We start from the raw sequence: 14,907 nt of genomic DNA on the forward strand, positions 1-14,907 counted from the left end.
CCTCCATCATTTCTTCTCATCAATTAGAGGTCCAGAATTACCCTAGCCTTTATCAGCCCATCTTCATCCAGGATTTCCATCATATGGAATGTCACGGCCTTCACCTCGTCACGCCGCTCATGGCTTTCCTTTATCTCTTCACCCATGGCGGTGCCGGTGAGGTGGAGGCCATCATCTTTCTCATCTATCTTAACTTTGAATTTACTGAATAAAATAAATTCAGTGTCATGTATGAAGAGCAGTTCATCCAGCCAGTCATAGAGAAGCGAAACCCTATCCTCTGATGTGATTTCAACTCTCCTCTCCTCAGCAGCCTCAACCAGTGAGGTGTCGGTCATAACCTCGAACATTGCAAGGGCTGCGTTCTCAAAGACCTCCTCGAGGTCATGTCCATAGGCCCAGAATCCAGCATCTGCAGTGACATCAAAGAATTCAAACCCTTTCATGGTCTCCCTCCCGGTGTGCAGCAGGTGACATTGATCATGAACTTAAGATGCACATACACTGAGTTATTGAGGGGGTTCTCTATCCCCGGTATGTGCTTTACTCTTTACTTTTCAGGTGCTCTCTATCTCTTTTCTTAAATAATCTCCACATGAACATGGTAGTGGAGTGGATTATTATGCACAGTCTGAGGAAATCAAACAGTATATGGAGACGTCTCGGGCACCTTGCTGTTGTGGTGGATGTGAGGTCATGTTTAATCATCTCAATGGTTCTCATGGCCCTCCTGTGGGGCGTTATCAGCGTCGCAGCGGGAGGAAACTCAAATTATCCTGCGGGTATCTGAATTAGAAGCCAGGGCACCTTCGGAGGTCCTCCCTGCTGAAACGTGGAATCAAAATCCGGGAGTTACCACGAACACCCTTACCGGTGAGCCTTGTGTCAATCAACCTTAAAAATTCCAGTTTCTCAATGATCCTGTTGAAGGATGAGTAGCTTGAACCTGTGCTCTCCCTGAAGAGCTCGTAGAGGGCCCCGGCTGTCATATCCTCGCCGGCGTCTGCAAGTATCCTCAGAAACTCCCTCTCATTTTCGTTCAGGGTTCGCACCGTGTGTATGAGATTCACGGGTCCTGTGCTCTTCAGGGCCCTTTCAAGGTGCTCCTCTCCTATCACCGGCGATGCATCCGCCTCTGCAAGGTTTCCACAGACCCTGAGGAGGTCTATACCGTAGCGGAGATCCCCGGTATCCATTGTATGGTCAGTTATCCTCTCAAGGAGCTCATCGGAAATGACACCCGGGTAGAATCCGACCCTGACACGATCCCTGAGTATGTTGAACACCTCCTCACGGGTGTAGGGAGGGAATACGATCTCCTGGGGTATGAATATGGAGTCAACATTTTTATCAAGGGCGTACCTGAACTCGATGTCTGAGAGAACAGCGAATACCCCGGTCCTCACACCCTCAAATACTTCATGGGCCCTAAGTATATCGTAGAGTACCTTGTTCGCATTTTTACTGTAGAAGAGGTGGTTGATGTCATCAAGGGCAACCACCAGGGCCCTCTTCTCGGTGGCAAGGTGCTGCATTATGGTCTGATATATCCTTGAGAATGGTACTCCGGTTTCAGGGGGCTGGTGCCCGAATATCTTGCTGTAGATCTGTGAAAAGATCCCGAATCTTGTGGTGTGGAGCTGACAGTTTATGTAGCAGCATACAACGCCCTCTGATGTTGATTCAACCATTTCAAATATCTTCTTGATGGCGGTTGTCTTACCTGTTGCACAGGACCCCAGTATAACCGCATTGACGGGCCTCCCATTCCTCAGGGCGGGCCTTATACACACTGCAAGGGCCTCCATCTGGGACTCCCTGTACCTGTAGTTCTCAGGAACATAGTCGGGGTCAAAGGCGTTCATGTTCCTGAAGAGAGTCTCATCATGCAGGAGTATATCCCTTATATCGCGCCTCTTATCGCCTTTCATGGTCCTTCACGTTCATTTTATTGAATTCACCATTTCTCTATCATGACATCCCCGTTCCTCTCAAGCCAGTCTATTAGTCTGCTGGCGTACTCAAGTTTGAGCCTTTTAACGGGATCGGCCGGTCCAAGCTCAGAGTCCATATCAGGCCTTGAGTACCTTGTCACAACCTCACCGAAGTCCATGCCTGCCAGCACTATACGACCGGCGCCGAGGGCTGCGGCAAGGAAAACAGCGCGGTCACCATCTGTGAATCCACCAAAATTGTGGAGACAGCCATGGGGGATGCTCTGGGTTGTCCCGATGATGTTCTGGAGGAGTGGGAGGTACCTCCTGAGGGCAGGGAGGTTGTTTCCATGGGCGTGGACCACCACCACCGCCCCCTGCCGGTTTGCCTCGATTATATCCTCCATCTTACCATCGAGGTCGGTTACTATTATGTCAGGCAGCACATCCTCCTCGAGGAGTGCAGTGGTGGCACCATCTGCCGAGATGACTGTCATGGGCTCATCAAGGGCCCTGAACCTTTTGAGGTGGGATCTGAGTGATGGTCCAGCCCCGAATACAATGAAGTCACTGGATGGGACATCAATGTCATCAACCCGCAGGCATCCGTGTTCCCTGAGGAAGGCGTCGAGGTATGATGCTGACTCCTCATCAGCCCTCCTGTCAAATCCAAAGTCATCAAGTATACGTGTGTACCATCTGAGCCATACCTGGACTTCCATGGGATAACTTTATCCACATTTATATATCATTCTTTGGGTTTTCTCCTGGTGGGAGCTGGAGCTCAGGAGCCTGATTCAGGCCCTGAAGCCGCGATCCATCAGTTAATCACCTCTTCAAGGCCCAATGACTGGCTGAATTTTCAGGTCGAATCTACTGATGGCTGGCCGAGACTCATGTAAATCTTTTTAAATGGACAGATTAAAAATAGATACAGGTTATGAAATCCACTTTAATCTGGAGGTTTTTTGGAAATGGATGAAACACTGCTTATGATCCCCGGGCCGACGAGGGTGGCCCAGAGAGTCCTTAAGGCAATGTCAGAGAACATTGTTAACCACAGGAGCGCCCTCTTTGGCAGGATCCTGACTGAAACGACTGAGATGATGTCCGATGTTTTCAGGACCAGCAATAAGTCTTACCTTCTGACGGGTTCAGGGACAGCTGCAATGGAAGCCGCAGTTGCAAACATTATAGAACCCGGCGATAAGATCCTGAATGTTGTTGGGGGTAAATTTGGTCAGAGGTTCGCCCAGATAGTGGAGGCCTTTGGAGGCGAATCCATCACCATAGACGTGGAGTGGGGTAAGGCCGTTAACCCCGATGACATTGGATACACCCTAGAGGAGAATGATGATATAAAGGCAGTCACAGTAGTCCACAATGAGACATCAACAGGTGTTGCTAACCCCATCAGGGAGATAGGGAAGATAATGGACGACTACGACGCCCTCTACATAGTTGACACGGTTTCATCCCTGGGAGGGGATGAGGTCGATGTTGATGCCTACGGCATAGACATCTGTGTTACAGGTTCCCAGAAGTGCCTTGCAGCACCCCCAGGTATGGCAGCCATAACCCTCAGCAACGACGCCTGGAGGGTCATTGAAGCTGTGGATAATCCCCGAACATACTACCTGAACCTCAAGAAGTACAGGAAGAGCGGTGACGCGGAGCCACCTGAGACACCATACACCCCTGCAGTTTCACTCATATACGCAATGCATGAGGCCCTCAAGGTTATAATGGAGGAGGGACTCAGCAACAGGATAAAGAGGCACAAGATAGCTGCAGAGGCCACAAGGAATGCGGTGAAGGCCCTCGACCTTGAACTGTTCCCTGATGAAGCAGTTTCATCAACAACGGTCACGGCTGTTAATCTCCCTGAGGGAGTTACAGATGGTGAACTGAGGGGGACAATGAGGAACAAGTACCATGTTGAGCTTGCAGGGGGACAGGACCACCTCAAGGGAAGGATATTCCGTATCGGTCACATGGGTAACATAACCCACAGGGAACTTATAACAACATTTTCAGCCCTTGAGATGACCCTCAGGGAGCTCGGATTTGAGGTTGAAATGGGAGAGGCTGTTGCAGCAGTCGCAGACACCTACCTCCCTGAGGACCTCTAAATACTATTTTTTTGCGGATTTCTCCTTTTTCTGGCGGACCCTAAAACATTCTCCACCCGGAATCACCCTGTCCCCTTCGTTGACGAAGAGCTCTCCGTGTTCAGGGGTCCTCCGGGAGCCTAATGCAGTGAGGGACCTCCGAAGATCATTTTCAGACACTTAAGAGGATTAGAATTCTTTAGCACATATCCCCAGGCCCTCACCATGCAAGGGGATCAGGGCCTGACCCCGGGAAGTGGTATGTCCTCCCCTTCAACCATGAACTCCAGGAGGCGGGGTTCACCTGACTCAAGGGCCCTCTCCACGGCACCTGAGACATCTTCCACCCTGAGGATCCTCTCCGCACCTATACCGTAGGCATCTGCAAGTCTAATGAAATCAGGGTTCTTCAGTTCAACAGAGTAACTGGTGCCGTAGTTCATCTCCTGCCACTGCCTTATAACATCGAGCTTCTTGTTATTCAGGATGCACATGGTGATGGGCAGCTCCAGCTCAGCAACGGTGCCAAGTTCCTGGATAGTCATCTGAAATCCGCCGTCACCCGCTATCATGATGACATCCCTGGATGGGTCTGCAAGCTTTGCACCGATGGCCGCCGGGAGACCGTAACCCATGGGCCCGAAGCCACCGGAGAATATGAGGGACCTCTCACGGAGAACCCGCCGGTGGAGGGTCACCCAGGTGGTGTGGCTACCGGCATCGTTGACTATGGTGGCATCGGGGGCTGCATCAAGAATACCCCTCACAGCAGCTGATGTTACAAATGCACCCCCACCGGGGGGCGGTAACTCACTGATGGGCGGGTTATCCCTCCGATAGGCTGCAAGTTCCTTAAACCACCCCTCCGGTCCTTTTAATTCAGGCAGTTCCCTCAGGAAATCCCCCACATCCATCTGAAGCACAACATCGCCCCTCAGTACAGAGGGGTCAGTGTTGACGTGTATTACTCGGGGATTTCCTGTGGCTGCCAGGGTCCTCTCTGAGAGCCTCGCCCCGAGGACCAGGAGAACGTCGCAGTTCCCTGCAGCATGGTTAGCTGCCGGGGTCCCCCGGGTACCGGTCATTCCCAGACAGAGTGGATGGTCCTCGGGTATAACACCCCTTGCACTGTAGGTGGTCACCACCGGGATCCTGGCATTCTCTATGAATTCCCTGAACTCCCCAACGGCGTTCCCCCAGATTACACCACCACCTGCAAGTATAAGGGGCCTTCTCGCGGATCCCAGAAGTTCCAGCGCTCTGCTCATGTCTGAAAGCTCCCTAAACACTTCAGATGGCCCCACAGGGGGGCATGCATCCTCTTCAAGGACGTCCCTTGGCAGGTTTATGTGTATGACACCGGTAAGCCCCCTCCTGAGGGAGCTTATGGAGTCAGCCAGCATCATGGAGGCCTCATCACCACTCCCCGGGGTCATGCTCATCCTTGTAAGGGGCCTGAAAACCGCCTCAAGGTCAACCTCCTGGAACCTGCCGGGGCCCCCACCCCGTGGCAGGTCACCGGTCATGGCAATGAGGGGTACGGAATCTGTGCTGGCTGCAGCCACACCCATCACAAGATTAAGGGCGCCAGGTCCTCCGGTGGCAACACAGACCCCCGGTCCTCCAGAGGCCCGGGCGTAGCCATCTGCGGCGTGGACGGCGCCCTGTTCGTGTCTCATGAGAACATGTTCAAGCCCGGATTTTCTGAGGGCCTCATAGAGTGGCAGTATCTGTTCACCCGGGTGCCCGAAGATATGGGTGAAACCAGCTTCCTCCAGGATCCCTGCAAGGACCTCCGCACACATCTTCATGCACCCATCTATATTCTGCCAACTATTTAAATCATGAATTAAAAAAATATTAACAGAAGGGGGTTGTTTATGAGAGGACAGCTTGATGCTCTGCTCAGGGAGGAAAGGGTTTTTAATCCAGACGAGGAACTTGCAGAAAACAGCAATATAAGGGCCTGGATGGACGCCAGGGGTATTGGGGGTTATGATGAGCTCCTTGAGAGGGCCAGCTCTGACCCTGAGTGGTTCTGGGATGAGATGGCATCTGAACTTGAATGGTTCAGACCCTACACCAGGGTCCTTGAATGGGAACCACCCCATGCCAGCTGGTTCACAGGCGGAAAATTCAACATCACATACAGTGCCCTTGACAGGCATGTTATGGGTCCTGAGAGAAACAGGGTGGCATATATATGGGAGGGTGAGGATGGTAGCGTCCGGAAGCTCACCTACTATGACCTCTACAGGGAGGTTAACCGCCTGGCCAATGCCCTTAAGGATATGGGTGTCTCAAGGGGGGACCGCGTCAGCATATACCTCCCCATGATACCGGAACTCCCCATAGCCATGCTCGCCTGTGCACGTATAGGTGCAGTCCACAGTGTAGTGTTCAGCGGCTTCTGGGCCAAGGCCTTCAGGGAGAGGGCTGCAGATGCCGGGGCAAAGGTTGCGATCACTGCAGACGCATTCTACCGCAGGGGTAAGGTAATAAGACTCAAGGAAACCCTTGATATGGTCGCAGATGAGATCCCCTCCCTTGAGAGGGTCATAGTGGCGGACCGCATGGGGGATGATGTCAGCATGGTGGATGGGAGGGATATCTACTGGAGCGAGGCTGTTGAGGGCATGGACGATGAATGTCCCTGCCAGGAGCTTGACCCTGAGGATCCCCTCTTCATACTCTACACCTCCGGCACGACGGGTAAACCAAAGGGTGTTGTGCACACCCATGGGGGCTACGCCGTGGGTGTGAGCTCCACCTACAGGTTCGTCTTCGATGTTAAGGACCAGGACATATGGTGGTGTCTGGCTGACATAGGATGGATAACGGGTCACAGCTACATAGTCTACGCCCCCCTCATTGAGGGTGCAACCTCGGTCATCTATGAGGGTGCACCTGACCACCCGGATCCTGGAAGGATATGGAGCATGGTTGAGAGGTACGGTGTAAGCATCCTCTACACAGCACCCACGACGGTGAGGCTCTTCATGAAATATGGGGACAAGTGGCCTGAGAAGTATGACCTCAGAACACTCAGAATACTGGGGTCCGTTGGGGAACCCATAAACCCTGAGGCCTGGATGTGGTACTACCGGACCGTTGGTGGTGGCAGATGCCCCATCATGGATACCTGGTGGCAGACAGAGACCGGGATGCACATAATAACACCCCTCCCTGTGACACCCCTGAAGCCGGGTTCCGCAGGAAAACCATTCCCCACGGTAATAGCCGACGTTGTGGATGATGAGGGGAGGAGTCTGCGTGGAAGCGGAGGCCACCTTGTGATAAAAACACCGTGGCCTGCAATGTTCAGGACCCTCTTCAGGGAGCCTGAGAGGTATGTGGATGCCTACTGGAGCACATTTCCGGGCATCTACCTCAGCGGTGATGTTGCAAGGATAGATGAGGATGGTTACTTCTGGATCCAGGGCAGGGAGGACGATGTCCTCAACGTTGCAGGGCACAGGATAAGCACTGCAGAGGTTGAATCAGCCCTTGTGAGCCATCCTGATGTTGTTGAGGCTGCGGTGGTTGGAAAACCTGACATCCTCAGGGGAGAGGAGATAGCGGCCTTCGTTACTCTGAGGGATAAAGTGGAGCCCACACCCCGCCTCAAGGGTGTTCTGCGTGAACATGTGCGGAGGGAGATAGGTCCCATTGCAAGTCCCAGTTACATAGAGTTCGTTGAGGACCTTCCAAAGACAAGGTCAGGTAAGATAATGAGGAGGGTGATAAAGGCCATTGTGAGGGGTGAGGATGTGGGTGATGTCAGCACCCTCTCAAACCCGGAATCAGTGAGTATGCTGGAGGACAGGGTCCGTACATTCTGATGATGTCATCAGACAATTCTTTTTTATCGGAGAATCAGTACTGGTTTTCATGCTAGGCACACCGTTGCCAGTATGCCATTTGCCGATGGGAGAATCAGTACTGGTTTTCATGCGGGTTTTATTTTTCATCCGCGCCGCTTTCAGTTCATCAGAGGCCTGTATTTTTTGGAGAGCTTATGATGTCATCCTGGAAGTTTTTTGTGGCATTGCTGACTGAGTGGGCTGTCCATGAACTTTCACTCTGACCACTCAGTAAAAACTGGCCTCAGAGCCTATCTGGTTTTAGCGTACAATCAGAATCCTCATTAAACCACAATGGAACTCATATACTAATTATTAAATTCATAGCACGTTAAAAAATCTTAAAATTAAATTTAAATTGATTAAATAATTTATATGCTCAATCGGAGCCCAAAGAGACCAGTTAAAATCAGACCAAAATGGGATTGAAATCGCGGGGAAGCTGGACGAGCCCAAGACCCGGAAGGTGTTAAAATCAGACCAAAATGGGATTGAAATTCATTCTTGGTAGCTTCCACTGTACTTTCCTGATCCCTCCACCGGGAATACCACGGCCTGTACTATCCTTTCACCCCTCTTTAGTGTATACTCATATTCCCCATGATTATGTAAAAGGAACTGGAGGGTACCCCTGAAACCAGGATCTCCCACGGCGGTTTGAACGGATACAAAGGACCTCAGGAGGGTTGACCTTGGCAGGTAGAGCATTGCATATCCCTCAGGTATCTCTATCATCCTGTCAACACTTGCAAGGTAAGCTTTGCCGGGTTCAAGTCTGTAGATGGGCGGCTCAAGCATTTCGAGGGGTGGAAGGTTCTTCTCATCATCAATCAGTGACCCGGGTCCCATCTGTCTGTAAACCTTATCAACCCTCAGGTCAATTCCAGCTGGCTGGACAAGTTCCTCAAAGTCCGGAAAAAGTTTCTTTAAGAGCTGTTCTCCAATCATCTATGATTCCTCTGCAATTGCTATTTTCTGGTCTCTGAATCTATTAAAGGATTTATTATATGAGTATAATACCTATGGGTGGTGATATAGTTGCCTGTTATCCAGATAAACTGCAATGAACTGACAAGGGAAAAGAAAAGGGAACTCGTAAAGCGTATCACAGAGGTCTCAAGCGAAATTATGGGCCTCCCGGAGTCAACAATAACGGTTCTTATAAGGGAGTTCCCACCGGAGGATGTGGGGGTTGGAGGTTCACTCCTCTGTGACAGGGAGTGAATGGTTCCTCATGGGAGTGTCGCCCTGCTGACACTTCCAGCATTCCCCTGTGAGGGGGAGTGAATGTTCTCCGACATGGCTGAGAAATCAGAATTCAGAGACTGAGCTATTCTTATGTGGCCCAGTTTATTTTTTTAAGTTCAGATACTATCTTTCAGATGTTACATCGATAAGGAATACCGAGGCAATTTCCGGGGAGGGCCTCACAATCTTTAACCTGAACAATTTCGTCCTTCCCTGGTGGGGATAGCTTATCATTTCTTCCAGTTCAACATCCCCCATGATGGCCCCTTTGATCTTCTTCAGATCTTCCTCATCAAGACCCCTGAGGACGTCATGGACTCCCGGGGATCCAGAGCATTCCTTCACCCCTGTTATTATTGAGGCCTCCCTGTTGAGTTCCAGGAGCGCTGGTTCCCCATGGTCCACCTGAAAATTCAGTATTGCAACGGGGGATAATTCAAAGATCCTCTTAAGAATTCTCTCCCTCTGAGCTGTTCTGGCTACCCTCTCCTCCATCTCCTTCAGGATTTCACGGGATTCAATGTAGAATGACACATCCCCTGCAAGTTCCATGAGAAGTTTCACTTCCTCCTCATCGAAGGCATCCCTCTCCCCCGAGTAAACCGTGAGGGCTCCTATGGTCTCACCCTTAACAGTGAGGGGAAGACCAATGACTGACATGAATCCCCTCTCAACGGCCCTATCCCTCCAGGGGGTGAATCTGGGATCCTCTCCGGTGTCCCTTATTATGACGGGTTCCCCTTCCCTTATTGACCTTCCTGTCGGGCCCTCCCCGTATATGCTGTCATCCCACCTGATGGTTACTGAGTCAAGGTAGCCTTCATGGAATCCGTACTCTGCAGCGGGCCTCACAGACCTCTCCTCATCATTCTCTGCAAGGCCTATCCAGGCCATCCTGTAACCACCGACCTCGACGATGATCCGGCATACCTCTCTCAGAAGTTTTTCAGGGTCATTTATCCTTACAATGGCCTGGTTACAGTCGCTGAGCATTCTCAGGCTTCTGTTAAGTTTTTTTATCTGTAACTGGCTCCGGTGCCTCTGAACCGCCAGTTCAATGCTGAATAGGAGCTCCTTCTCATCAAAGGGCTTTATCAGGTATCCGTAGGGTTCCACTTCCCTGGCCCTCTCCATGGTGGAGCCCTCTGAGTGGGCTGATAGAAAAACCACAGGTATGTCAAGGCTACGAATTTCTTTTGCAGCATCAACACCGTTCAGGGGGCCCTTGAGGACTATGTCCATTAAAATTAGATCAGGGTGGTGCTTCTGTGCAAGTTCAACTGCAGTCTCACCACTGTATGCAACCCCCACAACATCATATCCCCAGAACTCCAGCTTTCTCTGGAGATCCATCGCCGTTATTGCCTCATCCTCTACAAGGAGTATCCTTACACCCATATGAAAGTCTCCACATGGGTAATGTGACATGGCTGTATAAAAATTTTTGTATTCTGTATTTTATCTGCATGGATGTCCATTAATCAGTTCATGCGAATAGCTGTTCAATCATCCATTCTGGTTTGAATTCCATTATGTCATCGTAGCCCTGCCCGATCCCCATGAATATTATGGGCCTTTTGATCATGTAGCCTATGGACAATGCTGCACCTCCGCGCGCATCTGCATCAGCCTTTGTCAGTATAACTGCGTCTATGCCAACGGCTTCATCAAATCGGGCTGCCTGTTCAATGGCATCGTTTCCTGTCAGCGCATCACCGACAAACACTATGAGGTCTGGCCTGACGACCCTCTTTATCTTGGCCATCTCGTCCATGAGGTTCACGTTGGTCTGCATCCTCCCTGCGGTGTCTATGAGGACGACATCCTTTCCCTGGGCCTTTGCATGGGATACCGCGTCAAAGGCAACGGCGGCGGGGTCGGCTCCCTTGCGGTGGCTTATTAGCTTGACTCCGAGTTTATCTGCGTGCTGACCTATCTGCTCTATTGCACCGGCACGGAAGGTGTCTGCAGCTGCTATCACGGGCTCAAGACCCTTTTTAATGAAGTATCTGGCCACCTTTGCTATGGTGGTTGTCTTGCCGGTCCCGTTTATGCCAACAAACATTATGACAAGGGGTTTCTTCTTCTCCACGAGTTGCGGCAGGTCCACACTGTCAACTCTGAGAACATCCTCAACGGCCTTTTTAAGGGCTTCCATTGTGTATTCTGATATTTCGGTGCTCCTCTTAACCTTCCTGCCAACAAGTTCTTCCTTTAGCTCTGTGGTAATTTTTTCAGCCACTTCAAGGGCCACGTCACTTTCCAGGAGGGCCATTTCAAGGTCCCAGAGGACATCGTCAACGTCCTTTTCTGTTATCTTTTTTTCACGGAAGAATGAGAGGAAACCTGAACCCCCTTCCCCTTCACTGGGGGCGGGTTCCTCTGAACTCATATCATCAGGTTCTTCAGTTCTGACCTCTTCTTCAGGTTTATCTTCTGTAATGGGTTCGAGGGCCCTATCCTCAGGTTTATCCCCTTCGGGCAGGGGTTCCTGGCTTGATGAGACCTTCTCGGTGATTTTACCAACGGTCTCACTGAATTTTTTCTTCAGAGATTCAAACACTTACTCTCCACTTCCCCTTACCTTTTTGAGGAGTTCCTCTGCCTGAGGAGATAGTTTCATCATGATGTCTGTTATCTTACGCAGGTTTTCACCCATCTTCTGAAGTGTTGCCTCCAGTTCGTTCTTCTGGGACTCAATGCTCTCCATTGCATCCTCAAAGTTCTTCTTTATGGCCACACCTGCACCGACACTCATTATAACTTCACTGGTATCCTTGAGTTCTGCCTTTATGAAGGAGCCGGCGCCCACGGGTACCAGGGTCTCGGATCCATCCTTTCCCTGTATATCCTTGATGGTCTTCTCAAGGATTTCAAGTTCACTGATGGTGGCCCTCACGGCCTCCATCTGCTGCTGGATGAGCTCGACCTGGCTCTGGTAGATGTTCAGCTGGTTCACTATCTCCTCGAGCCTCTGCTGGTCTTCCATGTGATCACCTCTGGACCAGCGCCTTGACCACCGGGTCCTGAACCTCCTCAGGTGATATCTCCTCTATCTCCTCTATTTTAACTTTGCTCCTTGGAACCCTGTGTTTGCTCCCGAATTCAGAGTAGAGCCTCTCATAGATTTCCTCTTCCCTTATTGCCTTGAGCTCCTTTGTGAATGGCTGAAGCTTATCACCCATCAGGAACTTTCCTTTAACCCTAAATATCTTTGTCTTCATTTTCATCCCTCAAGAAAACCTAAAGCTTCTTCTATCCTCGCAAGTTCTGGCCCTGTGGTTTCCTCACCCACAAGGACACCGTTTGAGTTGGCCACTGAACAGGCACCTATAAGTGTGACTCCATGGTTGACTGTGCCAACGTCGGCCTCCACGCCCAGGGTATCCTCTATGATACCTATTTCCTCAGATGATGCCTGGGGATTCAGCAGGGCACCACGGTTGGTAGCTGCACCCATGGAGCCTACGATGTTGAGGCCTGCAAGTGTGGATACTTTAACGTCAACCTCAAGCACATCCCCTATAACCTGCAGCGCATCATCTGACAGCAGTGGACTTGCAACGGCACCGTTGTCATTGGCCAGCACAAGGTTACCGACTGCAGTAAACCTTTCAGGGATCCTGACAGCCTCCACACCGGCAGCTGCAAGGGCATCGATTTCACGGTCCATGGCCTGATTTGAGACCACGAATCCATTTGAGTTGCCCACGGCAAGGGCACCGTTTAGGCTGCTGCCACTGATGGACACCTTCAGGACCTCAACTTCAAGGGCTTCCCTGAGAACACCCTCAAACTTTTCAGGGGTGTTCTGTGGTATCAGGGCCACACTGTCGGTTACAGAGATGTAAACTCCCAGGTTCGGGTTTCCACTGAGGTTGATCCTTCTAATCATAATTCACCATCATTTCATTCTTCGAGTGTGGCTTCAACAACACCGTCTTCATCCTTAACGGCCTTGACCTTTATTCTTGGGGGTATCTTCTGGATACCTCTCTCCCAGAGTTTTTCGTTGATTGACTCGTCGAGTTTAACGGTGTCTGCCTTCATATGTTTCATGAGAAATTCCCTGACAATCTTAACAGCCTTCGGCGCTCTTATGGTCCTTGGCACGTTCTTGGCCTTTCTGAGAGGTATGACATAAATCCTTTCCATATCCAGTCCTCCTATACCTTGAGTTTGGTCCTTCTCCAGTGCCTCATCTTTGGATGGCTTCGAACCCTGTAGTTTGTCTTAACCATAACCCATGCGGGCACCCTTCTGTTCTGTCTGTTAGCCTTTGCCATTCTGAGTTTCCTGGCAACATGTTTATTTCTACTCATTTAGCATCCTCCTTCATTTTGGTGTTCCAGCCAGTGACCCTGGTCTGGAAGTGAACAGGGAAGAATGATTCTGAACTGTGGCCCATCTCCTCAAGGAGGAGGCGGACCTCAACCTCGTAGTCGGAGCTGTTATCGATACTGCTTCTCTCCCTCCTCAGGCTGAAGAGCATCGATGCAAGTCTGTTAACGGTCCTGTGACCGAGACCATCCAAGTTCACATATTCAATGTTCAGGCGGTCTTCGAGGCTCTGTATCTCGTCCCTTGTTAGTTTAGGGGTCCTGTCGTCACGTCGCGTTCCATCGGCAACCATGTCGTACTCGGTGGCTGCGGCTTCAACTGCCATCCTGTGTATGTGCTTTATACCATTATTCGGAAACCCGTCATTGATTATCGTCTCAGCAGCGTCCATCAGGATTTCATCGCCGAGTTTAAGAACACGGTGTGGAAATCCAAGGGATGCAGCTGCCTCAGATGCTGGCTTCCATGAATCATGGATCCCGAAGTTCACAGTCACCAGCTCTGGCTGTATCCCCAGCCGCTGGAGCATCACAGCCGCCAGTGAACTGTCCTTACCGCCACTGTAGAGTACGCATGCATTCATTTTACCAGACTATTTGCGGCTGATCTTTATCTCCCTCTTTTTACCCGCAACCCTTTTAAGCAGCTCCTTCAGCTGTTCATCGGTGATCTTTGACCTTACACGCCCCATCTGGGCCAGCTGTATGAGCTGCAGTTCTATCTGCTCAACGAAGTCCGGCCTTGTCAGACGGAGGTTGGCCAGACGGCTACGGGCTTCAGGGGTGAGTATCTGCATCATTATCTGTTTTTTCTGCATTTCCAGCTGCTGACGCATCTGTTCCTGTGCTTCAGCTTCCATCGCCTGCTGCTGAGCCTTCTGCTGGAGCTCCAGCATCTTCTTGCGACGTATCTCTTCGAGGTCTGTCAACTATGAAACCTCCTGAGGCCCCTCTGGGATAGTTTCAGTACCTTTCAAGTCCTTCAACTTCTTTCTTTACCTCTGCAGCGGCCTTGTCAAGGAATGATCTGCCTTCGGGTGTTATAACCCTTCCATTTTCTTCCCTCTTTATTAGACCTGATTCCTCCAGCTGCTGCAGGGCCCTTCTGATTATGGCACCGCTACCTCTTCTGAACTTTTCAGGGCGTGAGCCCCGGTCCTTCTTACCGCCGTAATGTGTCCTGAGGCTGTTAACACCCACAGGACCATCAATGTAAACTCTTCTGAGGAGGGCTGCGGCCCTTACATACCACCAGTCAGGATTCTCAGGTCTTCTTTCCTTGTGGACACCTGTTTTAACAAAGTTAACCCATTCAGGGGATTTAACCTTACTGTCATTTTTCAGTTCCTCAGCAACCCTGTTTATGAGCAGATCTGCTGGCACGTCATAAACTGTAGTCATATTTATCCTC

At 50.7% G+C, this 14,907-nt stretch carries 19 protein-coding genes; 4 read left to right on the forward strand and 15 right to left on the reverse strand.

The genetic code is table 11. The features are described from left to right. Positions 1-23 precede the first annotated feature (23 nt). Positions 24-446 carry an archease gene (locus tca_RS07665; protein ID WP_048176116.1) on the reverse strand — a complete coding sequence of 141 codons (423 nt, stop codon included), beginning with the start codon at positions 444-446 and terminating at the stop codon, positions 24-26. A gap of 176 nt (positions 447-622) precedes the next feature. On the opposite strand from tca_RS07665, the gene tca_RS07670 reads away from it, so the two are divergent. Continuing rightward, positions 623-790, forward strand: coding sequence for a hypothetical protein (locus tca_RS07670; protein WP_158296338.1), 168 nt, complete (start codon positions 623-625; stop codon positions 788-790). Between the two features lies 1 nt (position 791). Here tca_RS07670 and cdc6-2 read toward each other — a convergent pair whose 3' ends face one another. Both cdc6-2 and tca_RS07680 read right to left on the reverse strand, forming a co-directional pair. Then, the gene (gene cdc6-2 / locus tca_RS07675) at positions 792-1,931 is read right to left on the reverse strand and encodes an ORC1-type DNA replication protein Cdc6-2 (RefSeq protein ID WP_048176118.1); all 1,140 of its coding nucleotides are present in this window, start codon (positions 1,929-1,931) and stop codon (positions 792-794) included. Positions 1,932-1,957: 26 nt separating this feature from the next. Continuing rightward, a complete protein-coding gene (locus tag tca_RS07680; RefSeq protein WP_048176120.1) occupies positions 1,958-2,656 on the reverse strand; it encodes a 6-hydroxymethylpterin diphosphokinase MptE-like protein in 699 nt (232 codons plus the stop codon). Positions 2,657-2,908: 252 nt separating this feature from the next. Between tca_RS07680 and tca_RS07685 the strand changes: the two genes are divergently transcribed. Further along, the gene (locus tag tca_RS07685; RefSeq protein ID WP_048176684.1) at positions 2,909-4,066 is read left to right on the forward strand and encodes an alanine--glyoxylate aminotransferase family protein; all 1,158 of its coding nucleotides are present in this window, start codon (positions 2,909-2,911) and stop codon (positions 4,064-4,066) included. A gap of 215 nt (positions 4,067-4,281) precedes the next feature. Here the strand turns inward: tca_RS07685 and tca_RS07690 are convergent, their stop codons facing one another. Beyond that, positions 4,282-5,856 (reverse strand): thiamine pyrophosphate-binding protein, encoded by a 1,575-nt coding sequence (locus tag tca_RS07690; RefSeq protein WP_286708795.1) that lies wholly within the window; start codon positions 5,854-5,856, stop codon positions 4,282-4,284. A gap of 69 nt (positions 5,857-5,925) precedes the next feature. On the opposite strand from tca_RS07690, the gene acs reads away from it, so the two are divergent. Then, the gene (acs, locus tag tca_RS07695; protein ID WP_048176124.1) at positions 5,926-7,887 is read left to right on the forward strand and encodes an acetate--CoA ligase; all 1,962 of its coding nucleotides are present in this window, start codon (positions 5,926-5,928) and stop codon (positions 7,885-7,887) included. Between the two features lie 519 nt (positions 7,888-8,406). On the opposite strand, the gene tca_RS07700 is transcribed toward acs, so the two are convergent. After that, a complete protein-coding gene (locus tca_RS07700) occupies positions 8,407-8,856 on the reverse strand; it encodes a deoxyuridine 5'-triphosphate nucleotidohydrolase (RefSeq protein ID WP_048061315.1) in 450 nt (149 codons plus the stop codon). Between the two features lie 90 nt (positions 8,857-8,946). Between tca_RS07700 and dmpI the strand changes: the two genes are divergently transcribed. Continuing rightward, positions 8,947-9,132 (forward strand): 4-oxalocrotonate tautomerase DmpI, encoded by a 186-nt coding sequence (dmpI, locus tag tca_RS07705; RefSeq protein ID WP_048176126.1) that lies wholly within the window; start codon positions 8,947-8,949, stop codon positions 9,130-9,132. A 147-nt stretch (positions 9,133-9,279) separates the two neighbouring features. On the opposite strand, the gene tca_RS07710 is transcribed toward dmpI, so the two are convergent. The 10 genes from tca_RS07710 to tca_RS07755 all read right to left on the reverse strand — a co-directional run bounded on the left by tca_RS07710 (position 9,280) and on the right by tca_RS07755 (position 14,897). Next, positions 9,280-10,554, reverse strand: coding sequence for a GAF domain-containing protein (locus tag tca_RS07710; protein ID WP_286708796.1), 1,275 nt, complete (start codon positions 10,552-10,554; stop codon positions 9,280-9,282). Between the two features lie 88 nt (positions 10,555-10,642). After that, positions 10,643-11,719, reverse strand: a complete 1,077-nt coding sequence (ftsY, locus tag tca_RS07715) for a signal recognition particle-docking protein FtsY (protein WP_286708797.1) — start codon at positions 11,717-11,719, stop codon at positions 10,643-10,645. Next, positions 11,720-12,145 (reverse strand): prefoldin subunit alpha, encoded by a 426-nt coding sequence (pfdA, locus tag tca_RS07720; protein ID WP_286708798.1) that lies wholly within the window; start codon positions 12,143-12,145, stop codon positions 11,720-11,722. It lies immediately after the preceding gene. 4 nt (positions 12,146-12,149) lie between these two features. Continuing rightward, on the reverse strand, positions 12,150-12,380 hold the full coding sequence (gene rpl18a, locus tca_RS07725; protein WP_048176133.1) for a 50S ribosomal protein L18Ae: 231 nt from the start codon (positions 12,378-12,380) through the stop codon (positions 12,150-12,152). A gap of 2 nt (positions 12,381-12,382) precedes the next feature. Further along, a complete protein-coding gene (locus tca_RS07730; RefSeq protein WP_010877219.1) occupies positions 12,383-13,051 on the reverse strand; it encodes a translation initiation factor IF-6 in 669 nt (222 codons plus the stop codon). A 14-nt stretch (positions 13,052-13,065) separates the two neighbouring features. Further along, the gene (locus tag tca_RS07735; RefSeq protein WP_010877220.1) at positions 13,066-13,311 is read right to left on the reverse strand and encodes a 50S ribosomal protein L31e; all 246 of its coding nucleotides are present in this window, start codon (positions 13,309-13,311) and stop codon (positions 13,066-13,068) included. 11 nt (positions 13,312-13,322) lie between these two features. Further along, positions 13,323-13,478, reverse strand: coding sequence for a 50S ribosomal protein L39e (locus tca_RS07740; protein ID WP_010877221.1), 156 nt, complete (start codon positions 13,476-13,478; stop codon positions 13,323-13,325). Continuing rightward, entirely contained in the window at positions 13,475-14,080 is a 606-nt protein-coding gene (locus tag tca_RS07745; RefSeq protein WP_048176135.1) for a hypothetical protein, read from the reverse strand. Before tca_RS07745 ends, tca_RS07740 begins: the two co-directional genes overlap by 4 nt. A gap of 9 nt (positions 14,081-14,089) precedes the next feature. After that, a complete protein-coding gene (locus tca_RS07750; RefSeq protein WP_010877223.1) occupies positions 14,090-14,425 on the reverse strand; it encodes a DNA-binding protein in 336 nt (111 codons plus the stop codon). Positions 14,426-14,459: 34 nt separating this feature from the next. After that, complete coding sequence (locus tca_RS07755) at positions 14,460-14,897, reverse strand: 30S ribosomal protein S19e (protein WP_010877224.1); 438 nt, start codon at positions 14,895-14,897, stop codon at positions 14,460-14,462. Positions 14,898-14,907 lie beyond the last annotated feature (10 nt).

Origin of the sequence: Methanothermobacter sp. EMTCatA1 (assembly GCF_002356395.1) — an archaeon.
GTDB lineage: Archaea > Methanobacteriota > Methanobacteria > Methanobacteriales > Methanothermobacteraceae > Methanothermobacter > Methanothermobacter thermautotrophicus.